The sequence below is a fragment of the Vibrio sp. G-C-1 genome, from assembly GCF_021728015.1.
Lineage (GTDB): Bacteria > Pseudomonadota > Gammaproteobacteria > Enterobacterales > Vibrionaceae > Vibrio > Vibrio splendidus.
Genome location: NZ_JAKKCR010000019.1, coordinates 21,198 through 44,034 on the forward strand (window position 1 = coordinate 21,198; position 22,837 = coordinate 44,034).

General features: G+C 44.5%; 25 protein-coding genes. 22 read left to right on the forward strand and 3 right to left on the reverse strand.

Annotated features, from left to right (window positions below; translation table 11 throughout):
* Position 1 precedes the first annotated feature (1 nt).
* The 3 genes from recF to dnaA all read right to left on the reverse strand — a co-directional run bounded on the left by recF (position 2) and on the right by dnaA (position 3,766).
* Positions 2-1,081, reverse strand: a complete 1,080-nt coding sequence (gene recF, locus L3V36_RS21655; protein ID WP_017080844.1) for a DNA replication/repair protein RecF — start codon at positions 1,079-1,081, stop codon at positions 2-4.
* A gap of 81 nt (positions 1,082-1,162) precedes the next feature.
* Entirely contained in the window at positions 1,163-2,263 is a 1,101-nt protein-coding gene (gene dnaN / locus L3V36_RS21660; RefSeq protein WP_017073815.1) for a DNA polymerase III subunit beta, read from the reverse strand.
* A gap of 81 nt (positions 2,264-2,344) precedes the next feature.
* Positions 2,345-3,766 (reverse strand): chromosomal replication initiator protein DnaA, encoded by a 1,422-nt coding sequence (dnaA, locus tag L3V36_RS21665; protein ID WP_017077294.1) that lies wholly within the window; start codon positions 3,764-3,766, stop codon positions 2,345-2,347.
* Between the two features lie 309 nt (positions 3,767-4,075).
* Between dnaA and L3V36_RS21670 the strand changes: the two genes are divergently transcribed.
* The 22 genes from L3V36_RS21670 to L3V36_RS21775 all read left to right on the forward strand — a co-directional run bounded on the left by L3V36_RS21670 (position 4,076) and on the right by L3V36_RS21775 (position 22,719).
* Positions 4,076-4,825, forward strand: coding sequence for an amino acid ABC transporter substrate-binding protein (locus tag L3V36_RS21670; protein ID WP_026012349.1), 750 nt, complete (start codon positions 4,076-4,078; stop codon positions 4,823-4,825).
* Positions 4,826-4,954: 129 nt separating this feature from the next.
* Positions 4,955-5,626: an amino acid ABC transporter permease gene (locus L3V36_RS21675; RefSeq protein WP_004735796.1), complete on the forward strand. Its 672-nt coding sequence runs from the start codon at positions 4,955-4,957 to the stop codon at positions 5,624-5,626.
* Complete coding sequence (locus L3V36_RS21680) at positions 5,623-6,360, forward strand: amino acid ABC transporter ATP-binding protein (protein ID WP_004735798.1); 738 nt, start codon at positions 5,623-5,625, stop codon at positions 6,358-6,360. Before L3V36_RS21675 ends, L3V36_RS21680 begins: the two co-directional genes overlap by 4 nt.
* A gap of 206 nt (positions 6,361-6,566) precedes the next feature.
* Positions 6,567-6,701, forward strand: coding sequence for a 50S ribosomal protein L34 (gene rpmH / locus L3V36_RS21685; protein WP_004735800.1), 135 nt, complete (start codon positions 6,567-6,569; stop codon positions 6,699-6,701).
* Between the two features lie 45 nt (positions 6,702-6,746).
* Positions 6,747-7,070, forward strand: coding sequence for a ribonuclease P protein component (gene rnpA / locus L3V36_RS21690; RefSeq protein ID WP_017055478.1), 324 nt, complete (start codon positions 6,747-6,749; stop codon positions 7,068-7,070).
* On the forward strand, positions 7,037-7,294 hold the full coding sequence (gene yidD / locus L3V36_RS21695) for a membrane protein insertion efficiency factor YidD (RefSeq protein WP_004735802.1): 258 nt from the start codon (positions 7,037-7,039) through the stop codon (positions 7,292-7,294). The genes rnpA and yidD overlap by 34 nt, the downstream gene beginning before the upstream one ends.
* Before the next feature lie 2 nt (positions 7,295-7,296).
* On the forward strand, positions 7,297-8,919 hold the full coding sequence (gene yidC, locus L3V36_RS21700; protein WP_004735803.1) for a membrane protein insertase YidC: 1,623 nt from the start codon (positions 7,297-7,299) through the stop codon (positions 8,917-8,919).
* Positions 8,920-9,049: 130 nt separating this feature from the next.
* The gene (mnmE, locus tag L3V36_RS21705; RefSeq protein WP_102446674.1) at positions 9,050-10,411 is read left to right on the forward strand and encodes a tRNA uridine-5-carboxymethylaminomethyl(34) synthesis GTPase MnmE; all 1,362 of its coding nucleotides are present in this window, start codon (positions 9,050-9,052) and stop codon (positions 10,409-10,411) included.
* 48 nt (positions 10,412-10,459) lie between these two features.
* Positions 10,460-10,894: an FMN-binding protein MioC gene (mioC, locus tag L3V36_RS21710; RefSeq protein ID WP_017095240.1), complete on the forward strand. Its 435-nt coding sequence runs from the start codon at positions 10,460-10,462 to the stop codon at positions 10,892-10,894.
* A gap of 482 nt (positions 10,895-11,376) precedes the next feature.
* Positions 11,377-13,272 (forward strand): tRNA uridine-5-carboxymethylaminomethyl(34) synthesis enzyme MnmG, encoded by a 1,896-nt coding sequence (mnmG, locus tag L3V36_RS21715; RefSeq protein ID WP_017077300.1) that lies wholly within the window; start codon positions 11,377-11,379, stop codon positions 13,270-13,272.
* On the forward strand, positions 13,272-13,904 hold the full coding sequence (rsmG, locus tag L3V36_RS21720) for a 16S rRNA (guanine(527)-N(7))-methyltransferase RsmG (protein WP_017058801.1): 633 nt from the start codon (positions 13,272-13,274) through the stop codon (positions 13,902-13,904). The genes mnmG and rsmG overlap by 1 nt, the downstream gene beginning before the upstream one ends.
* Before the next feature lie 14 nt (positions 13,905-13,918).
* The gene (locus tag L3V36_RS21725) at positions 13,919-14,692 is read left to right on the forward strand and encodes a ParA family protein (protein WP_017077301.1); all 774 of its coding nucleotides are present in this window, start codon (positions 13,919-13,921) and stop codon (positions 14,690-14,692) included.
* 23 nt (positions 14,693-14,715) lie between these two features.
* Positions 14,716-15,597: a ParB/RepB/Spo0J family partition protein gene (locus tag L3V36_RS21730; protein ID WP_017081731.1), complete on the forward strand. Its 882-nt coding sequence runs from the start codon at positions 14,716-14,718 to the stop codon at positions 15,595-15,597.
* Between the two features lie 191 nt (positions 15,598-15,788).
* Complete coding sequence (locus tag L3V36_RS21735; RefSeq protein ID WP_004735732.1) at positions 15,789-16,178, forward strand: F0F1 ATP synthase subunit I; 390 nt, start codon at positions 15,789-15,791, stop codon at positions 16,176-16,178.
* Positions 16,179-16,186: 8 nt separating this feature from the next.
* Entirely contained in the window at positions 16,187-16,984 is a 798-nt protein-coding gene (gene atpB / locus L3V36_RS21740; protein WP_004735733.1) for a F0F1 ATP synthase subunit A, read from the forward strand.
* Positions 16,985-17,034: 50 nt separating this feature from the next.
* On the forward strand, positions 17,035-17,292 hold the full coding sequence (gene atpE / locus L3V36_RS21745; protein WP_004735734.1) for a F0F1 ATP synthase subunit C: 258 nt from the start codon (positions 17,035-17,037) through the stop codon (positions 17,290-17,292).
* Between the two features lie 58 nt (positions 17,293-17,350).
* Complete coding sequence (gene atpF, locus L3V36_RS21750) at positions 17,351-17,821, forward strand: F0F1 ATP synthase subunit B (RefSeq protein ID WP_017077303.1); 471 nt, start codon at positions 17,351-17,353, stop codon at positions 17,819-17,821.
* A gap of 15 nt (positions 17,822-17,836) precedes the next feature.
* A complete protein-coding gene (gene atpH, locus L3V36_RS21755) occupies positions 17,837-18,370 on the forward strand; it encodes a F0F1 ATP synthase subunit delta (protein WP_004735736.1) in 534 nt (177 codons plus the stop codon).
* A gap of 13 nt (positions 18,371-18,383) precedes the next feature.
* Positions 18,384-19,925: a F0F1 ATP synthase subunit alpha gene (gene atpA / locus L3V36_RS21760; protein WP_004735737.1), complete on the forward strand. Its 1,542-nt coding sequence runs from the start codon at positions 18,384-18,386 to the stop codon at positions 19,923-19,925.
* 48 nt (positions 19,926-19,973) lie between these two features.
* Complete coding sequence (gene atpG / locus L3V36_RS21765; protein ID WP_017073833.1) at positions 19,974-20,840, forward strand: F0F1 ATP synthase subunit gamma; 867 nt, start codon at positions 19,974-19,976, stop codon at positions 20,838-20,840.
* A gap of 34 nt (positions 20,841-20,874) precedes the next feature.
* Positions 20,875-22,278 carry a F0F1 ATP synthase subunit beta gene (atpD, locus tag L3V36_RS21770; RefSeq protein WP_017073834.1) on the forward strand — a complete coding sequence of 468 codons (1,404 nt, stop codon included), beginning with the start codon at positions 20,875-20,877 and terminating at the stop codon, positions 22,276-22,278.
* An 18-nt stretch (positions 22,279-22,296) separates the two neighbouring features.
* The gene (locus tag L3V36_RS21775; protein ID WP_004735742.1) at positions 22,297-22,719 is read left to right on the forward strand and encodes a F0F1 ATP synthase subunit epsilon; all 423 of its coding nucleotides are present in this window, start codon (positions 22,297-22,299) and stop codon (positions 22,717-22,719) included.
* Positions 22,720-22,837 lie beyond the last annotated feature (118 nt).

Genomic DNA, 22,837 nt, shown 5'->3' on the forward strand with positions numbered 1-22,837 from the left:
ATTATCCTTGCTCTATTTTGCCATGTTCCACATGAAACATCCTGCTATTTTCGTCATGCATATCTGCAATCTGATCAGCGGTAATAGAGCTTACAAAAACTTGAGCCTGGGTCGCCTTTAAACACTCAGCAAGACGTGCTCGGCGTTGGCTATCTAATTCGGAAGCAAAGTCATCTATCAAGTAGATGCACTGCTTACCTGTCATTTGAGTGAGGTGTTGCCCTTGTGCTACTCGTAGCGCGCACACCATCAACTTCAATTGACCTCGTGACAAGACATCTTCCACTGGAGTGCCGTTCACTTTTATCTTTAGATCCGCTTTGTTTGGCCCACTAAAGGTGTAACCAAGCTGCTGATCCCTTTCAAAATTCTTTTCTAATATCTCGGCGTATGGGGTGTCTTTATCCCAGCCTCGATAGTAGTTAATCTTTATCTCAAACTCAGGTAAGAAGGTTGCACAGATTTCTTCGGCGACTTCTTTAAGCTGTTCAACGTAAGTGGCACGCCACTGGCTGATGCTTTCAGCTAAACGGGCCAATTCTTGATCCCAATAGCTCAGTTCTCGATAGTTCGTCGCCGTTTTCAATAATGCATTACGCTGTTTATTGAGGCGCTTTACCCTGCCCCAAGCATCATAAAAACCCGACTCACTGTGGAAGACTCCCCAATCAATGAATGCGCGGCGATGCTTAGGTCCATCGGTTAGTAAATCAAACCCTTCGGGGTGAATCAACTGCAAAGGTAAGACTTGAGCTAACTGAGCCAATTTTTGCCCAGTTTGACCGCTTATTTTAACCTCTGTGGTGCCATCGCGCTGCTTATTAATGCCAATTGGCAGCTCAAATTGATCCGAGGTCATAAAACGGCCATGGACAAACAGTTCACTACACTCATTTTGAATGATACGACCGGTTAAGGAGCTTTTGAACGAGCGACCATGTCCGAGCAGATACACTGCTTCAAGGACACTGGTTTTGCCGCTTCCGTTAGCCCCTATAAGAAAGTTAAAGCCTGATGACGGTTGAATGTCACAGGCTTCAATATTTCTAAACTGCTTTACGATTAAGCGCGATAAAGGCATAACGTCTTCATATTAATCTTCAATCACGGCTCGATAGACAAACGTTGTTGATAAGCAAACATAATGTACAAATAAACACAGTTACAAACGAATCGGCATAACAACGTACATCGCGCTGTCATCTTGTGCGTTTTCAATCAACGCACTCGCATTCGCGTCTGACATTGAGATTCGAACCTGTTCACAACGCAGTGTGTTCAATACATCCAATACGTAGCTTACGTTGAAGCCAATCTCTAGCGCGTCACCGTCGAAGGTGACATCTAGCACTTCTTCCGCTTCTTCTTGTTCTGGGTTGTTCGCTGTAATACGCATCTCGGTATCGACAAGATTAACGCGAACACCACGGAATTTTTCATTCGACAGAATCGCAGCACGAGAAAACGCTGAACGTAACTCATCGCAGCCGGCTTCTAATGTCTTAGTGGTATTTTGTGGCATTACGCGGCGATAATCAGGGAAACGACCATCAACCAGCTTAGAAGTGAAGACATAGTTGTTCACTTCAGCACGCACGTTAGAGTTACCAATCTGCAGCGTTACTGGCTGTTCAGGAGCATCCAGTAGCTTCACTAACTCTTGCACACCTTTACGAGGAACAATGATCTGCTTCTGAGCAAAATCAGCACCCAGTTGCGCTTGAGATACCGCCATACGGTGACCATCAGTTGCAACACTACGTAAGATAGAACCTTCAATCTCAAACAACATACCGTTGAGGTAGTAACGAACGTCTTGGTTCGCCATTGAGAATTGTGTTTTCTCGATAAGACCGCGCAATTCAGCTTGTGTCACTGACACTTCAACTTCACTGCTCCAATCTTCAATATTTGGAAAATCTGCCGCAGGTAATGTTGCCAATGAGAAACGGCTACGACCAGAACGAACCTGAACACGGTCACCATCCAATACCACAGTGATCACTGAGCTATCTGGCAAACCGCGACAGATATCTAGGAACTTACGTGAAGGTACGGTAATGCTGCCCGCTTCGAAATCACCTTCAAGCGTTACACGGCTGATCAATTCAACTTCTAGATCCGTCGCTGTCATCGACAACACGTTATCTTCTACTTTAATCAGTAGGTTTCCTAGAATTGGAAGCGTTGGCCTGCCACCGAGTGCGCCAGATACTTGTTGTAATGGCTTTATCAGGTGACTACGTTCAATGGTAAATTTCATATCTTGCTCTTACGGTCTAAATGGCACTGCGTAATAGTACGTGGCCAAGATTCTGCTTATTAAGGTTAAGAATACTGTGTATTAAGAAGAAAGGGTACGAATCAAGTTCGAATAATCTTCTTTAATGTCGTGGCTCTCTTCACGCAGCTGAGCAATCTTACGACAAGCGTGCAGCACGGTCGTGTGGTCACGGCCACCGAATGCATCACCAATCTCAGGCAAGCTGTGGTTAGTCAGCTCTTTAGCCAGTGCCATCGCCAATTGGCGCGGACGAGCAACAGAACGAGAACGACGTTTAGATAATAGATCAGCGACTTTGATTTTGTAGTATTCAGCGACTGTCTTTTGAATGTTATCAATGGTGACCAGTTTTTCTTGCAGGGCAAGTAAGTCACGCAGTGCTTCACGCACGAAATCGATCGTGATCGGACGACCAGTGAAGTTTGCATTCGCAATAACACGGTTCAATGCGCCTTCTAGCTCACGAACGTTAGAGCGTAAACGCTTCGCAATAAAGAACGCCACTTCATCCGCAAGATGAATTTGGTGGTCTTCTGCTTTCTTCATCAAGATCGCCACACGAGTCTCAAGCTCAGGTGGCTCAATCGCAACCGTCAAACCCCAACCGAAGCGGGATTTAAGACGATCCTCTACCCCGTTGATCTCTTTTGGATAACGGTCAGACGTTAGGATGATCTGTTGATTGCCTTCAAGCAGCGCATTAAAGGTATGAAAGAACTCTTCTTGAGAACGCTCTTTATTAGCAAAGAATTGGATATCATCGATAAGCAATGCATCAACACTACGGTAGTAGCGCTTAAATTCTTCAATCGCATTGTTTTGGAGCGCTTTCACCATGTCTTGAACAAAGCGCTCTGAGTGCATGTAAACCACTTTAGCATTCGGCTTATTATCAACAATGGCGTTACCCACCGCATGCAACAAGTGCGTTTTACCTAAACCAGTACCGCCATACAAAAACAACGGGTTGTAAGCGGTTCCTGGGTTATCAGAAACCTGACGTGCCGCAGCCAAACCCAGTTGGTTCGACTTACCTTCAACAAAGTTATTGAACTTATGTTTTGGGTTCACGTTTGAACGGTGATTAAGGTCAACCGCTACAGGTTCTTCATCACGCCAGATATTGTGTACTGGTTTACGTGCTTGTAGCTGCGCAGGTGCAGACGACTCAGCAGCTACATCAGCAGCAGTACGAGTACGAGCAGGGGCGATAGACTCAGACCTTGGAGCAATGACTCGTTTACTTCCAATCTCAAAATGAAGATGCGGGATATCATTACCACAATATTCTTGTAGCAAACGGTTAATGCTATTTAGGTACTTATCGCGCACCCAATCGAGTACAAATCGGTTTGGTGCAAATAGAGTTAGAGTATTACCATTGAGCTCCGCTTGTAACGGACGTACCCACATACTGAATTCTGTAGCTGGTAACTCTTCTTGAAGCTGTTGCAAGCATTGCAACCAAAGCGAAGATGACACGGTGCCCCACTCTATTTAAGTTATATGAAATGACCGCTAATTTTACCTGTTGATAAGTCAGATCACCAGCAATTGATCACAGATCCAGTGAATAAGATCCAAGTTATTCACAATAAATAGTGCAAAACTGGATGGATCCACACATCTTGCCCCTACTTTACTCACACAACGATCCACTTATGCCCGGATCCTTGCTAGTTATCCCCAAATCGAGAATACGATCTGGTTATGGTTAATAACATCTGGTTATTTATTCTATTGAGCATTTTCCCAGTAACATCCAACCCTATAAATATAAGGAGTTACCAAATGAATAACTGGATTAAGGCTGCAATTGCGGCTATCGCACTCTCTGCTGCTACTGTTCAAGCCGCGACTGAAGTTAAAGTCGGCATGTCAGGTCGCTACTTCCCATTTACGTTCGTTAAACAAGACCAACTACAAGGTTTTGAAGTGGATTTATGGGATGAGATCGGTAAACGTAACGATTACAAGGTTGAATACGTAACGGCAAACTTCTCTGGTCTGTTTGGTCTTCTTGAAACGGGTCGAATCGATACCATTTCAAACCAAATTACAATAACGGATGCACGTAAAGCGAAATACCTATTCGCAGACCCTTACGTAGTAGACGGCGCACAAATTACCGTTCGTAAAGGTAATGACAGCATTAAAGGCATCGAAGACCTAGATGGTAAGACGGTTGCAGTAAACCTTGGCTCAAACTTTGAGCAACTGCTGCGCAGCTACGACAAAGATGGCAAAATCAATGTCAAAACCTACGATACTGGTATTGAACATGATGTCGCTCTTGGTCGTGCCGACGCGTTCGTAATGGATCGCCTATCAGCACTAGAGCTTATCAAGAAGACTGGTCTACCATTACAGCTAGCAGGACAACCATTCGAGACAATCGAAAACGCTTGGCCTTTCGTTAACAACGACAACGGTCAAAAACTGCAAGCAGAAGTAAACGAAGCATTAGCAGCAATGCGCGCAGATGGTACGCTAGAAAGTATCTCTCAGAAATGGTTTGGTGCGGACATTACTCAGAAGTAACGACTCACTTTCCCATTTGAGGCCCACTGCTTTACACAGCGGTGGGCTTTTTGCTTTTGTGCACTGATTAAAAAGCCTGATATAACAGTATTTCCAAACAATACTTCCAATAAAAATATGAGATAGATTATGGGATTTGACTTTAATTACATGCTAGGTCTGTTGCCAATACTGCTGAAGTATTTAGGCACCACTATGGAGATGGCAATCTGGGGCTTATTTTTCGCCCTAATTCTATCTTTGATACTGGCGAACATTCGTGTCTTCAAAATCCCAGTACTCGACCAGCTTAGCCAGCTGTATATTAGCTTCTTCCGAGGCACGCCACTGCTGGTGCAACTGTTCCTTCTATACTATGGCCTACCACAAGTGTTTCCGTGGATGGTTGGACTTGATGCGTTTGGCGCCGCGGTTATCGGCTTAACCTTACACTTTGCTGCTTACATGGCTGAAAGTATTCGTGCCGCGATTATCGGTATCGATCGTAGTCAAATGGAAGCAAGCCTGTCAGTTGGTATGACAACCAGCCAAGCCATGCGTCGAGTGATCTTGCCGCAAGCGACACGTGTGGCACTGCCTTCTTTGATGAACTATTTCATCGACATGATTAAGTCGACTTCACTTGCATTCACCCTAGGTGTAGCCGAAATCATGGCTAAAGCTCAGATGGAAGCTTCTTCAAGTTTCCGCTTCTTCGAGGCTTTTTTAGCAGTCGCGCTGATTTACTGGGGCGTGGTGGTTATCCTCACTCGTATTCAAATTTGGGCCGAAGTGAAACTGAATAAGGCGTATGTACGATGATCAAATTACAAAATATCCACAAGCAGTTTGGTGACACCGAAGTATTGAAAGGGATCGACCTCGAAATCAAGCAAGGTGAGATAATTGTCATCATAGGTTCAAGTGGTACGGGTAAGTCTACCCTGCTGCGTTGTGTGAATTTTCTAGAGCAAGCCGATCAAGGTACGATTTCGATTGATGATATCAAGGTTGATACTCAGAAACACACTAAAGCAGAGGTGCTTGCACTGCGCCGTAAGACCGGTTTTGTGTTCCAAAACTACGCACTGTTCGCTCACCAAACGGCAAGACAGAATATTGCGGAAGGTTTGATTACCGTTCGTGGTTGGAAAAAGCAGCAAGCTCATGAAAAAGCACAACAAATACTCGATGATATTGGCCTAGGAGAGAAAACAGATAGCTATCCAGCAGCGCTCTCTGGTGGCCAGCAGCAACGTGTTGGTATTGGCCGTGCGATGGCTCTACAACCAGAGCTTTTATTGTTTGATGAGCCTACTTCAGCGCTCGATCCTGAGTGGGTTGGCGAAGTGCTTAACTTAATGAAAAAACTGGCAAATCAGCATCAAACCATGCTGGTGGTTACGCACGAAATGCAGTTCGCTAGAGAGGTCGCAGACCGAGTGATCTTCATGGCTGATGGTCACATTGTCGAACAGGGATCTCCACAGGATATTTTTGGTAATCCACAGGATCCTAAATTAAAGAAATTCTTAAATAAGGTCGGGATCGAATAAGGATCCTTGTGATTTTAGTTATTCTACGTATAATCCCCCGACCGGAATTTTAGTTAACCCAATCATTGACACTTTTTGTGACAGTGATTACAATTCCGCCTCTTTGTTGAGAGGCGTCGGTTTTCCTTTCTTATATAAAGAAGAGAAAAAATGCCCACGCCGGGTTTAACAAAAACCTAAAACTACTGATCAGTAAGGTAATTACAATGAAACGCACTTTTCAACCTACAGTTCTAAAGCGTAAGCGTACTCACGGTTTCCGTGCTCGCATGGCTACTAAGAACGGTCGCGCAACAATCAATGCACGTCGTGCAAAAGGCCGTAAGCGTCTTTCTAAGTAATCTTTGATTATTTTGAATAAGCTAGCCTTCGGTCGGGAGTTACGCTTGTTAACTCCCGAACATTATCAGAATGTCTTCAAGCAAGCTCATCGAGCAGGCTCCCCTCATTTCACCATCATTGCCCGAAATAACTCTCTTTCAAATCCTCGCCTTGGATTAGCTGTTCCGAAAAAGCAGATTAAAACCGCCGTGGGTCGTAACCGATTCAAGCGTCTTACTCGTGAAAGCTTTCGTAACACTCAACACAAACTTCCTAACAAAGATTTTGTTGTAATCGCTAAGAAGAGCGCGCAAGATTTAAGCAATGAAGAAATGTTCAAGCTACTCGACAAATTATGGCTTCGCCTGTCTCGCCCTTCGCGTGGATAGCGCTAATACCCATCTATTTTTATAGATGGTTTATTAGTCCACTCATCGGCCCACGCTGCCGATTTACTCCAACCTGCTCTTTATATGCGATAGAAGCGTTGAAAGCTCACGGTTTTGTAAAAGGGTGTTGGTTATCAGGCAAACGTCTATTAAAATGCCATCCTTTGAACGAAGGGGGCTTTGACCCCGTTCCACCAGTCCAAAAACAAGACAGAGATAAATAACGATGGATTCTCAACGTAATATCCTGTTAATCGCATTGGCTTTGGTTTCTTTCCTACTGTTCCAACAATGGAACGTAGCGCAGAACCCAGCTCCACAAGCGATTGAGCAGGCACAATCTGGCAGCACCCTACCAGCGCCATCTTATGCAGATGACTTAGACCCAGCTCCGGGCCAACAAGTCGCTTCTGCAAAAACTATCACAGTAACAACTGATGTACTGACTCTGTCAATTGATACGGTTGGTGGTGATGTCGTTCAAGCAAACCTAAATGATTACTCTGCTGAGTTTGATTCTGAAGATACATTTGTTCTTCTTAAGAACGAACCTGGTCACCAATTTATCGCACAAAGCGGTCTAGTTGGCCCTCAAGGTATCGATTTAAGCAGCACTAACCGCCCTAGCTACACAGTTTCAGCAGACAGCTTCACGCTTGCTGATGGTCAGGATGAACTACGCATCCCGATGACTTACCAAGCGAACGGCCTTGATTACACGAAAACATTCGTCCTTAAGCGTGGCAGCTACGCAATGGATGTTGAATACGATGTAGTCAACAACTCTGGTACTAACGCGACATTCGGCATGTACGCTCACCTACGTCAAAACGTTATGGATGACGGCGGTAGCTTAACAATGCCAACTTACCGTGGTGGTGCTTACTCTACGGAAGATACGCGTTACAAAAAATACAGCTTCGACGACATGCAAGATCGCAACCTGTCTCTTAACCTAGCCAATGGTCAAGGTTGGGCAGCGATGATTCAGCACTACTTTGCAAGTGCTTGGATCCCACGCGACGAAGCAGGCAGCAACCTTTACACTCGTGTCATTGGTAACCTTGGTGACATCGGTGTTCGCATGCCGAACAAGACCATCGCTACTGGCGACGAAGCAAGCTTTAAAGCAACGCTTTGGGTTGGTCCTAAACTTCAAGACCAAATGGCTGCTGTTGCACCGAACCTAGACCTAGTAGTTGACTACGGTTGGTTATGGTTCATTGCTAAACCACTTCATACTCTGCTTTCGTTCATTCAAGGCATCGTTGTGAACTGGGGTCTGGCAATCATCTGTCTAACGTTTATCGTTCGTGGTGCTATGTACCCACTAACGAAAGCTCAGTACACGTCTATGGCGAAAATGCGTATGCTTCAGCCTAAGCTGACTGCAATGCGTGAGCGTATTGGCGACGACCGTCAACGCATGAGCCAAGAAATGATGGAGCTGTACAAGAAAGAGAAAGTAAACCCACTTGGTGGCTGTTTACCTATCATCTTGCAAATGCCTATCTTCATTTCGCTATACTGGGCACTAATGGAGTCTGTTGAACTGCGTCACTCACCGTTCTTCGGTTGGATTACTGACCTTTCAGCACAAGACCCATACTACATCTTGCCACTTCTGATGGGTGCTTCAATGTTCCTAATCCAGAAGATGAGCCCGACAACTGTAACGGATCCAATGCAGCAGAAGATCATGACCTTTATGCCGGTTATGTTTACATTCTTCTTCCTGTTCTTCCCTTCAGGTCTGGTTCTTTACTGGCTAGTATCGAACATCGTAACTCTGATTCAGCAAACGCTTATCTACCGCGCGCTGGAAAAGAAAGGCTTACATTCTAAGTAAGTTCGATAATAGAAAGAGATAAAGAAAGGCGACCAAAAGGTCGCCTTTTTGTTTTTAGCTGATTACAATTCAGCTAATTGATTAATCGTGAACGCCCCTTTTTGGCTCTCACATGCTAGCAGGCACAACTATGACTACAGATACGATTGTTGCTCAAGCGACCGCGCCCGGCCGTGGTGGCGTCGGTATTATCCGCGTTTCCGGCCCATTGGCGACTCAGGTTGCTCTAGAAGTAACAGGAAAAACACTCAAGCCTCGCTACGCTGAGTACCTACCGTTTAAATCTGACGATGGCATCGAACTCGATCAAGGCATCGCGCTTTACTTCCCTAACCCGCACTCGTTTACCGGCGAAGACGTATTAGAGTTGCAAGGCCACGGCGGCCCAGTGGTTATGGATATGCTAATCAAACGCATCCTAGCCATTTCAGGCGTGCGTGCAGCGCGTCCAGGTGAGTTTTCAGAACGTGCCTTCTTGAACGATAAGATGGATTTAACTCAAGCCGAAGCGATTGCTGACTTAATTGATGCCAGCTCAGAAGAAGCGGCTAAATCGGCGCTTCAATCGCTACAAGGCGAATTCTCTAAACGCATTAATACGCTTGTAGATTCTCTGATTTACTTAAGAATATACGTTGAAGCAGCGATCGATTTCCCAGAAGAAGAAATTGATTTTCTTGCTGACGGTAAAGTCAGTACTGACTTACAGGCTATCATCGATAACCTCGAAGCTGTACGCCAAGAAGCGAATCAAGGTGCCATCATGCGAGAAGGCATGAAGGTCGTGATTGCAGGTCGCCCAAATGCCGGTAAATCGAGCCTATTGAATGCGCTGTCTGGCAAAGAATCTGCGATTGTGACCGATATTGCCGGCACTACACGTGATGTATTGCGTGAACATATCCATATTGACGGTATGCCACTGCACATTATCGATACCGCAGGCCTGCGTGATGCCTCTGATGAAGTAGAAAAAATCGGTATTGAACGCGCTTGGGAAGAAATTGCTCAGGCAGACCGTGTTTTATTTATGGTTGATGGCACGACAACAGACGCAACAGACCCAAAAGATATCTGGCCAGATTTCGTTGATCGTCTACCAAACAACATCGGAATGACGGTAATTCGTAATAAAGCGGATCAAACCAGTGAAGAGTTAGGCATTTGTCATGTTAACGATCCAACCCTGATTCGCTTATCCGCAAAAACAGGCCAAGGTGTCGACGCTCTGCGTAGCCACCTCAAGGATTGCATGGGTTTTGCTGGCGGTCATGAAGGTGGCTTTATGGCGCGCCGCCGCCACTTGGATGCACTAGAACGCGCATCGGAACACCTTGATATTGGGCAACAGCAGCTTGAAGGCTACATGGCCGGAGAGATATTAGCGGAAGAGCTTCGTATCACCCAACAGCACCTCAATGAGATCACAGGCGAGTTCAGTTCCGATGATCTTTTAGGTCGAATCTTCTCTTCATTCTGTATCGGTAAATAACCATAAAGGCTGGCTTACGCTGGCCTTTTCTTTTGTAAGGACAGCTTAATGATCCACATTATTACAGGCAGCACCTTAGGTGGCGCTGAATACGTTGGCGATCACCTTAACGATCTTCTAGAGGCTCAAGGGCACGAGATAGAACTTCATAATCAGCCTGAATACAATAATATTCCTCAGCAAGGTATTTGGTTAGTGGTGACATCAACACATGGCGCGGGTGATTTTCCCGATAATATCCAACCGTTGATCAACGCATTGACCCAAGAGTCTCCAGATTTAAGTGCTCTTCGTTATGCTGTTATCGCACTTGGTGATTCAAGTTACGATACCTTCTGTTCTGCGGGAAAATCAGTCCACAGCCAACTGAAAAAACTCGGTGCACAGCCTATTTCAGACTGCTTTACCATCGATGTATTGGAAACTCCGGTACCTGAGGATGCAGCTGAAGAGTGGTTTAACGATCATAGTGACCAGTTCTAGTCCCTCAATTTCCCCAAAAAGCGGCTTATGCCGCTTTTTTTGTCTCTGAATATCGTGATTGTGAATAACTTTTTTGAAAAAAATTCGAAAATTAAAGCAAAAACCTCAATTTTCTCTGTGGATAAGATCATACATATACGGTGATTAACCTATAGTTATCCAAATAACAACTTTCTAGCCAATTCTCCCCTGTGAATAAGTAGCCATTTTGATCCCAGCTAATCCTCATCATGATCAAAGTTAGATCACATACTTTGATCCAAAAAAGATCCATGATCTTGTTGATCATTTTTGACTTATCCACAGATACCCTCGATCCTAATAATAGATATAATAAAAGATCTCTATAAAGATCTTATCTATATTAATTAAAAACAGCTTTATCGAAAAATCCCAAAAACGTTTTCTCAAGCTATGAAAACAGGTAGAATATCGCTCCTTTTTATCAATCTAGAAAACGTTTGAATACCCGAGGTCGGTTCATGCTTTATCACGAAAAATTTGACGTCATCGTTGTTGGTGGTGGCCATGCAGGAACGGAAGCCGCACTCGCATCTGCACGTACTGGTCAAAGTACGTTACTACTCACTCATAATATCGATACGTTGGGACAAATGTCTTGCAACCCTGCTATTGGCGGGATCGGTAAGGGCCACTTGGTAAAAGAGGTCGATGCAATGGGTGGATTAATGGCGCAAGCTATTGATCATGCAGGTATTCAGTTCAGAACGTTAAACGCATCAAAAGGTCCTGCGGTACGTGCAACTCGTGCACAAGCTGACCGCGCGCTTTACAAAGCCTTTGTTCGAAATGTTCTTGAAAACACGCCAAACCTAACTCTGTTTCAACAATCGGTTGATGACTTGATCGTTGAACAGGATCAAGTGGTGGGTGTTGTTACACAGATGGGCCTTAAGTTCCGCGCTAACGCTGTGGTACTGACGGTGGGTACATTTCTAGGTGGAAAGATCCATATTGGTATGGAAAGTTCTTCAGGTGGTCGTGCTGGTGATCCACCATCGATCGCACTGGCTGACCGTCTTCGTGATCTTCCATTCCGAGTTGATCGCCTGAAAACGGGTACACCTCCTCGTATCGATGCACGTAGCGTTGATTTTTCTGAGTTAGAGGTTCAGCACGGTGATAACCCAACACCTGTATTCTCGTTCATGGGTAACCGAGCTCAACAGCCTCGCCAAATTCCATGCTACATCACGCACACTAACGAAAATACGCATGACGTTATTCGTGCCAATCTCGATCGCAGCCCAATGTACGCGGGCGTGATTGAAGGTATTGGCCCGCGTTACTGTCCATCGATTGAAGACAAAGTGATGCGTTTTGCTGACAAGAACAGTCACCAGATTTTCATTGAACCTGAAGGTCTAACGACACATGAGCTATACCCGAATGGTATCTCGACAAGCCTGCCATTTGATGTTCAGGTAAAAATCGTTCACTCAATGAAAGGTTTTGAAAATGCTCATATCGTCCGCCCTGGCTATGCGATCGAGTATGATTTCTTTGATCCTCGCGACCTTAAGCTGACTTACGAAACTAAGTTTATTAAGGGTCTATTCTTTGCTGGTCAAATCAACGGTACCACTGGCTACGAAGAAGCGGCAGCACAAGGCTTGATGGCCGGTCTGAATGCAAGTTTGTTTACACAAGGCAAAGAAGGCTGGAGCCCGCGTCGTGACCAAGCTTACATGGGCGTTCTTATTGATGATCTATCGACGATGGGTACAAAAGAACCTTACCGTATGTTCACGTCTCGTGCGGAATACCGTTTGTTACTTCGTGAAGACAACGCTGATATCCGCTTGACTGAGAAGTCGCGTGAACTTGGCTTGGTGGATGATGCTCGCTGGGCTCGATTCAACGAGAAAGTAGAAAACATGGAGAAGGAACGTCAACGTCTAAAAGAAACATGGATTAATCCAAAATCTGAAGATGTTGATCAACTGAACCAAATTCTTAAAACACCTATGTCTCGTGAAGCAAGCGGTGAAGATCTTCTTCGTCGCCCTGAAATGACTTATTCACAACTAACGGCATTGGATCGTTTTGGCCCGGCATTGGAAGATCAACAAGCATCCGAGCAAGTTGAGATCCAAGTGAAGTACGATGGTTATATCCAGCGTCAACAAGACGAAATTGAAAAATCACTGCGTCATGAAAATACCAAATTGCCTGCTGATATCGATTACAGCAAGGTGAAAGGACTTTCTAACGAAGTGGTTCTTAAACTAACGACTGCTAAGCCTGACTCAATTGGTATTGCTTCTCGAATTTCAGGTATTACGCCTGCAGCAATCTCAATTCTGTTGGTTTATTTGAAAAAACACGGCCTGCTGAAAAAAGGTGAGGAAGCATAATGAGCGCATTACGCGAAAAACTGGATCACCTGATTGGCCAGACTGAACTTGAAGTATCTGAAAAGCAACGTGGCCAATTGGTTGGCTACGTTGAGTTACTGAACAAGTGGAACAAGGCTTACAACCTAACGTCAGTTCGTGACCCGCAAGAAATGATGGTGAAACATATCTTAGATAGCATCATTGTTAGCACTCACTTACAAGGCAAGCGCTTTATTGATGTAGGTACAGGCCCTGGTCTTCCTGGGATTCCGCTCTCAATCATGAATCCTGACTGCGAGTTTTACTTGCTCGATAGCCTAGGTAAGCGTATTCGTTTTATTAAACAAGTGATTCATGAATTGGGCATCGACAACGTGGTACCGGTTCAAAGTCGTGTTGAAGAATTTCAACCGGAAGAAAAGTTTGATGCCGTGCTCAGTCGCGCATTTGCGTCAATGACAGACATGGTAGAGTGGTGTCACCATTTACCTAAAGAGCAATCCGGTGTATTTTTGGCTCTTAAGGGACAACATCCTAGAGACGAAATCGACCTGTTACCTGAATGGTGTTCAGTGACAGACATTAAAGCTTTGCAAGTGCCAGAGCTTGATGGAGAGCGTCATCTAGTTACTTTATCGCGTCAGGGATAATCAGCGAGGCCATAGTGGGTAAAATCGTAGCAATTGCCAACCAGAAGGGCGGCGTAGGAAAAACAACAACTTGCATTAATTTGGCAGCATCAATGGCGGCAACAAAACGCAAGATATTGGTTGTTGACCTCGATCCTCAAGGTAATGCCACTATGGCGAGCGGTGTCGACAAGTATCAAGTTGAAGCAACTGCTTACGATTTGCTGGTTGAAGACACCCCATTTGATGAGGTAGTTTGCCGAAGTACATCTGGCAACTATGACCTCATCGCCGCAAACGGTGATGTGACTGCGGCAGAAATCAAGTTAATGGAAGTATTTGCTCGTGAAGTTCGTTTAAAAAACGCACTCGAATCCATTCGCGACAACTATGATTTCATCTTTATTGATTGCCCACCTTCATTAAACCTTCTTACAATCAACGCGATGGCTGCGGCCGATTCCGTATTGGTTCCTATGCAATGTGAATATTTTGCTTTGGAAGGTTTGACTGCGTTGATGGATACCATCAGTAAGCTCGCTGCGGTAGTAAACGAGAATCTGAAGATCGAAGGTCTTCTTCGTACAATGTATGATCCTCGTAACCGCTTATCGAATGAAGTCTCTGATCAACTCAAAAAACACTTCGGTAGCAAAGTTTACCGAACTGTGATCCCTCGAAATGTACGTTTGGCAGAAGCGCCGAGTCATGGCAAGCCAGCAATGTACTACGACAAGTATTCCGCAGGTGCTAAGGCATATCTTGCTCTTGCAGGCGAAATGTTGCGTCGTGAAGAAGTCCCAGTATAGGTCTAACCAAAGGAATTCGCTCAATGTCTAAGCGTGGTTTAGGAAAAGGGTTAGATGCATTGCTTGCAACTAGCTCATTGGCTCGTGAAAAACAACAAGTTGCTTCTCATAGTCAGGCTTTGTCTGCAGAAGGCGAGTTCACAGAGATTGCTATTGGTAGCTTGAAGCCAGGCGTATATCAACCGCGTAAGGATATGGCGCCAGAAGCGCTAGAAGAGCTGGCCGCATCTATTCAATCTCAAGGTATTATTCAACCTATCGTCGTGCGTCCTTTAGCGTATGGTCAATATGAGATTATCGCTGGTGAGCGCCGTTGGAGAGCTGCGCGTCAAGCGGGCTTAAAACAGGTGCCGTGCTTGGTCAAGAAGGTTGAAGACAAAGCTGCGATTGCGATGGCATTGATTGAGAACATTCAGCGTGAAGACTTGAATGTTATCGAAGAAGCACAAGCGCTAGAACGCTTACAGAACGAATTCGAGCTGACACATCAACAAGTCGCTGAAGTGATCGGTAAATCGAGAGCAACGGTTAGTAACTTATTACGTCTAAATCAGCTAGAAAATGAAGTAAAAGGTTTAGTTTCCAATAAACAACTGGAAATGGGTCATGCTCGAGCATTGCTTGCGCTTGAAGGCGATACCCAGATTGAGGCAGCAAACACTGCGGCAACCAAAAAAATGACCGTGCGTCAAACTGAGCAGCTTGTCAAAAAGTGCTTAAAACCAGACGTTGAACCAGAATCGAAGCCTGAAGACACAGAAGCTATCGAACTTTCACGAAGACTCACGGAAAAATTGCAAGCAAACGTTTCAGTTACTCGTTCTGTTAGCGGTAAGTCAAAAGTGACGATTACTCTTGATGAGCCTCACAAATTAGAGCAACTTATTGCTAAACTAGAGTACTAAATGAGATAATTGATTTAGGTCAATTATGTAATAAACAAGTAATTTCGTACAAAAGTTGTCGGTTTGTATGCAAAAATGTAAAAGATTGCTGCATTGTGATTGCAATCAATTTGGCTGAACGTATAATTTTCGCCAATTTCTCAGCACGCTTATAAGCGAGTGGTAAAGTGGGCTTAAAGAGGAACGAATACATGGTAGCGGCGTTAGCAAGACCAGGACGAGTGCTTGCAAAGCAAATGTTATTGATCGAGCTTAGCGCGGTTATATTAGTGGCGATAGGGTTAGGTTTAGCTGTTAATCCTGATTGGGGTTTTGCTGCATTAATCGGTGGCGGTATTTTTGTCATCGCGAATGTAGTTTTTTGTGTGTGTGCTTTCCTATTTTGTGGAGCTCGTGCAACTAAGTTAGTTGCGGCGTCGTTCTATGCTGGCGAAGTGCTCAAAATCTTAATCACAGTTTTACTATTCTCTATTGTCTACATGTATATGCAGGTGGAATTAATTCCCCTCAAACTGACCTATTTACTGGTTCTAGGTATTAATATCTTTGCGCCAGTGCTTTTCATTAACAATAAAAAATAGGATGAGTTATGGCTGCGCCAACAGCATCCGGATACATTGAACACCATTTACAAAACCTTTCTTTAGCTAAGTTTGGTCTTGTAGAGGAAACAAGTTTCTGGAACGTACATATAGACAGTCTGTTTTTTTCTGTGCTGACAGGGGTGTTATTCCTTTGGGTTTTTCGCTCAGTCGCTAAGAAAGCAACAGTAGGTGTACCTGGTAAGCTTCAGTGTTTTGTTGAAATGGTAGTGGAATTCGTTGGCGACAACGTTAAAGAAACTTTCCATGGCCGCAATCCTCTGGTAGCTCCATTAGCACTGACTATATTCTGCTGGATTATCATAATGAACTTGATGGACTTAGTGCCTATCGATTTCTTACCGTATCCTGCAGAGCATTGGCTAGGTATCCCTTACTTGAAAGTGGTTCCTACAGCTGATGTAAATATAACAATGGCAATGGCTTTAGGTGTTTTTGCTCTGATGATCTACTACAGCATCAAAGTAAAAGGCTTAGGCGGATTTGCTAAAGAATTGGCACTGCATCCATTTAATCACCCAATCATGATTCCATTTAACTTGGTGCTTGAGGTAATTTCGCTATTAGCGAAGCCACTATCTCTAGGTATGCGTTTATTTGGTAATATGTTTGCGGGTGAGGTGGTGTTTATTCTTATCGCGGCAATGCTACCGTGGTACTTACAATGGGTAGGTGCACTACCTTGGGCTATCTTCCATATCTTGGTTATTTTGATTCAAGCGTTTGTTTTCATGATGTTGACAATCGTTTACCTATCAATGGCCCATGAAGATAGTGATCACTAAAAAAATTTTTAAGCTTTATTCTAACTATTAATGTTAATCGGAGAACGTAAATGGAAACTGTACTAAGTTTTTCAGCAATCGCTGTTGCTATCATTGTTGGTCTTTGTGCCGTAGGTACTGCAATTGGTTTTGCTATTCTTGGTGGTAAATTCCTAGAAGGCGCTGCGCGTCAACCTGAAATGGCTCCAATGCTACAAGTTAAGATGTTCATCATCGCTGGTCTACTGGATGCTGTTCCAATGATCGGTATCGTAATCGCACTACTATTCACGTTTGCTAACCCATTTGTAAGTCAGCTAGCAGGCTAATTAACTCTTAATAGTTAATTAAATTTTTGTAGTTGATTCTTAACGAGGAGTAGCTGTTGTGAATATGAACGCAACTCTGTTAGGTCAAGCAATTGCTTTTTCGCTGTTTGTTTGGTTCTGCATGAAATATGTATGGCCACCAATCATGCAAGCAATTGAAGAACGTCAGAAGAAAATTGCTGACGGTCTTGTAGCCGCTGAACGCGCTGCTAAAGACTTGAACCTGGCACAAGCCAACGCTTCTGAGCAAATGAAGGAAGCGAAGCGCACTGCAACTGAGGTTATTGATCAGGCAAACAAACGTAAAGCTCAAATTATTGATGAAGCTCGCGAAGAGGCTCAGGCAGAACGCCAGAAGATCTTAACGCAAGCTGAAGCTGAAATTGAAGCTGAACGCACACGTGCCCGTGATGACCTGCGCAAACAAGTCGCAACTCTGGCTATAGCTGGTGCTGAGAAAATCCTTGAGCGTACAATCGATAAAGATGTACACAATGATCTTCTTAACAACATTACTGCAAAACTTTAAAGCAAGGGGCTGTATATGTCTGATTTGACTACAATCGCACGCCCCTATGCTAAAGCAGCGTTTGACTTTGCGGTAGATAAAGGTGAGCTAGACCAATGGGGTCAAATGCTTACTTTTGCTGCCGAAGTGGCACAAAATGATGATGTTCATAATTTATTAAGCAGTTCAATGACTGCTGAAAAGTTAGCTGAAATATTCATTGTAATTTGTGGCGAACAATTTGATGAATTCGGCCAGAACTTAATTAAAGTGATGGCAGAGAATGGTCGTTTAATGGCCTTTCCTGATGTTTGTAAACAGTTCTTATTGCTTAAACAAGAGCATGAGAAAGAAATCGACGTTGACGTTACTTCAGCGGTTGAACTTTCTGAAGAACAGCGCACAAGCATCATCAGCAAATTGGAACTGCGCCTAGCGCGCAAAGTTCAGCTGAATTGCAGTATAGATGAGACTCTACTTAGTGGAGTTATTATTCGAGCCGGAGACCTAGTCATCGATAACTCAGCGCGCAGTCGTTTAGACCGCCTGAGCGATGCATTGCAGTCTTAATGGGGATTGGAGCATGCAACTTAATTCCACTGAAATTAGCGATCTAATTAAACAACGTATTGAATCTTTCGACGTTGTTAGTGAAGCTCGCAATGAAGGTACTATCGTTTCTGTAAGCGATGGCATCCTTAGCATCCACGGCCTAGCGGACGTGATGCAAGGTGAAATGATCGAACTACCGGGTGGCCGTTACGCGCTAGCACTAAACTTGAACCGTGATTCGGTTGGTGCTGTTGTAATGGGCCCGTATGCTGACCTACAGGAAGGCATGAAAGTTACAGGTACTGGTCGTATTCTTGAAGTACCAGTAGGTCCTGAAATGCTTGGTCGTGTTGTAAACACGCTAGGTGAGCCAATTGATGGTAAAGGTCCTATCGAAGCGAAACTAACTTCGCCTGTAGAAATTATCGCACCAGGTGTAATCGACCGTAAATCGGTAGATCAACCTGTTCAAACTGGTTACAAGTCAGTTGACTCAATGATCCCTATCGGTCGTGGTCAACGTGAACTAGTAATCGGTGACCGTCAGACTGGTAAAACAGCAATGGCGATCGATGCGATTATCAACCAGAAAGACTCTGGTATTTTCTCTATCTACGTAGCTATCGGCCAAAAAGCGTCGACTATTGCTAACGTAGTTCGCAAACTAGAAGAGCACGGCGCACTGGCTAACACTGTTGTTGTTGTTGCATCTGCTTCTGAATCTGCTGCGCTGCAATACCTTGCACCGTATGCTGGTTGTGCGATGGGTGAATACTTCCGTGATCGCGGCGAAGATGCACTGATTGTTTATGATGATCTATCTAAGCAAGCGGTAGCTTACCGTCAAATTTCACTACTACTTAAGCGTCCACCTGGCCGTGAAGCGTTCCCTGGTGATGTTTTCTACCTTCACTCTCGTCTACTAGAGCGTGCTGCTCGTGTAAGCGAAGCATACGTAGAAAAGTTCACTAACGGTGAAGTGACAGGCAAGACTGGTTCTTTAACTGCTCTTCCTATCATCGAAACGCAAGCTGGTGACGTATCTGCATTCGTACCAACGAACGTAATCTCGATTACTGATGGTCAGATCTTCCTACAAACTGAACTATTCAACGCGGGCGTACGTCCAGCTGTTGACCCTGGTATCTCAGTTTCTCGTGTAGGTGGTTCGGCGCAGACTAAAATCATCAAGAAGCTATCTGGCGGTATCCGTACTGCTCTAGCTCAATACCGTGAACTAGCAGCATTTGCACAGTTCTCATCGGATCTTGATGAAGCGACCAAAAAGCAACTAGACCACGGTCAAAAAGTTACAGAACTGATGAAGCAGAAACAATATGCTCCTATGTCTGTATTTGACCAAGCTCTAGTAATCTTCGCTGCAGAGCGTGGATACCTTCAAGACGTAGAACTGTCAAAAGTTCTAGATTTTGAAGCTGCTTTACTGTCGTTTGCTCGTGGTCAATACGCTGATCTAGCAACACAGATCGACGCAACGGGTGCTTTCAACAAAGAAATCGAAGCTGAGCTGAAGAAGCTTGTTGACGATTTCAAGGCAACCCAGACCTGGTAATTGGTAGGTGGTCTTAGGGCCACCTCATACCATTAACGGAGAGTAACGATGGCCGGCGCAAAAGAGATACGTAATAAAATCGGTAGTGTTAAAAGCACACAGAAGATTACGAAAGCAATGGAAATGGTAGCAGCTTCGAAAATGCGTCGTTCTCAAGACGCAATGGAAGCTACTCGTCCATATGCAGAAACAATGCGTAAAGTGATCGGTCATTTGGCTAATGGTAGCCTCGAGTATAAGCATCCTTATCTTGAGGAACGTGAAGCCAAACGTGTTGGTTACATCATCGTTTCTACAGACCGTGGTCTTTGTGGTGGTTTGAACATTAACTTGTTCAAAAAAGCTATGAACGACATGAAAGATTGGTCTGAGAAAGGTGCTGATGTAGAACTTGCAATTGTAGGTACTAAAGCAACAGCATTTTTCAATAACAGCGGCGCGAAAGTAGCAGCTCAAGTTTCTGGTCTGGGCGATCGTCCAAGCCTTGAAGACTTGATTGGCTCTGTAAGCGTTATGCTGAAGAAATATGATGAAGGTGAATTGGATCGCCTGTTCGTAGTGTTTAACAGATTTGAAAACACTATGGTTCAAGAACCAACGATCGATCAATTACTTCCTTTGCCTAAATCAGACAGCGAAGAAATGAAACGCAGTCATTCTTGGGACTACATTTATGAGCCCGAGCCAAAACCACTACTAGATGCACTATTAGTTCGATACGTCGAATCTCAAGTGTATCAAGGTGTGGTCGAGAATCTTGCTTGTGAGCAAGCAGCTCGAATGATTGCAATGAAATCAGCAACAGATAACGCTGGTGACATTATTGATGACTTAGAACTTGTGTATAACAAAGCCCGTCAATCGGCGATTACACAAGAACTTTCTGAGATCGTTTCAGGCGCAGCTGCGGTTTAAGCTTAGGTAAAACTAAATAGTTAGAGGATTAACGATGGCTACAGGTAAGATCGTACAGATCATTGGTGCGGTAGTCGACGTAGAGTTCCCACAGGGCGAAGTACCTCGTGTATACGATGCTCTGAATGTTAATGAAGTGACAGAACGTCTAGTTCTTGAAGTTCAGCAACAACTTGGCGGTGGCGTAGTACGCGCAATCGTAATGGGTAGCTCTGATGGTTTACGTCGTGGTTTGACAGTTGAAAATACTGGCGCTCCAATCTCGGTACCAGTAGGTACTAAGACACTTGGTCGTATCATGAACGTCCTAGGTGACGCAATTGATGAGTGTGGTGAAATCGGTGCTGAAGAGCATTACGCAATTCACCGCGAAGCTCCAAGCTACGAAGAGCAGTCTAACGAGACTTCTCTTCTAGAAACTGGTGTTAAAGTAATCGACTTGATTTGTCCATTCGCTAAGGGTGGTAAAATCGGTCTATTCGGTGGTGCTGGTGTAGGTAAGACCGTTAACATGATGGAACTTATCAACAACATCGCACTTCAACACTCAGGCCTATCTGTATTTGCAGGTGTAGGTGAGCGTACTCGTGAAGGTAACGATTTCTACTTTGAGATGCAGGAAGCTGGTGTTGTAAACATCGAAAATCCTGAAGAATCAAAAGTAGCGATGGTTTACGGTCAGATGAACGAGCCACCAGGTAACCGTCTACGTGTTGCACTGACTGGTCTAACAATGGCTGAACGCTTCCGTGACGAAGGTCGTGACGTTCTACTGTTTGTTGATAACATCTACCGTTACACACTAGCAGGTACTGAAGTATCAGCACTTCTAGGTCGTATGCCTTCTGCGGTAGGTTACCAACCTACACTAGCTGAAGAAATGGGTGTTCTACAAGAGCGTATCACGTCAACTAAAGCTGGTTCTATCACGTCTGTACAGGCGGTATATGTACCTGCGGATGACTTGACTGACCCGTCTCCAGCAACAACGTTCGCTCACTTAGATGCAACGGTAGTACTTAACCGTAATATCGCATCTATGGGTCTATACCCAGCGATCGACCCGCTAGATTCTACTTCACGTCAACTGGATCCATTGGTAGTTGGACAAGAGCACTACGACATCGCTCGTGGCGTTCAGTCTACTCTTCAGCGCTATAAAGAGCTGAAAGATATCATTGCTATCCTAGGTATGGATGAGCTATCTGAAACAGATAAGCAAGTTGTATCTCGTGCTCGTAAGATTGAGAAGTTCCTAACTCAGCCTTACCACGTAGCGGAAGTATTTACAGGTGACCCAGGCGTTTACGTACCTCTTAAAGAGACTCTACGTGGCTTCCAAGGTCTTCTATCTGGTGAATACGATGACATTCCAGAGCAAGCGTTCATGTACTGTGGTGCAATTGACGAAGCTATTGAGAATGCTAAGAAGCTATAAGGCTAACTAGGAGGCGATATGGCAGCAATAACCTTTCACCTAGACGTTGTAAGTGCAGAGAAACAAATTTTCTCAGGCCTTGTTGAGACGTTTCAGGTGACCGGTAGTGAGGGTGAGCTTGGTATTTTCCATGGTCACACTCCACTGCTGACCGCTATCAAGCCTGGTATGGTGCGTATTGTTAAGCAGCACGGCCACGAAGAAATTATTTATGTTTCTGGTGGTATGGTAGAAGTTCAACCTGGTACAGCGACTGTACTGGCTGATACGGCTATCCGTGGTGAAGAACTAGACGCAGCAAAGGCGGAAGAAGCTAAACGCAAGGCTGTGGAGAATATCCAAAATCAGCATGGCGACATAGACTTCGCACAAGCGGCCGGTGAACTGGCTAAAGCCATTGCTCAGTTACGAGTTATCGAACTGACAAAACAGCGTCGTTAATCTTTTATAAGATTACTGACTCTGAGATAAAGGCGACCTAAGGGTCGCCTTTTTGCATTTTTAGGTTATCCCGCCCTGAAATGTGTTTACACATTGAGGACTAATGATGACCCTTTTA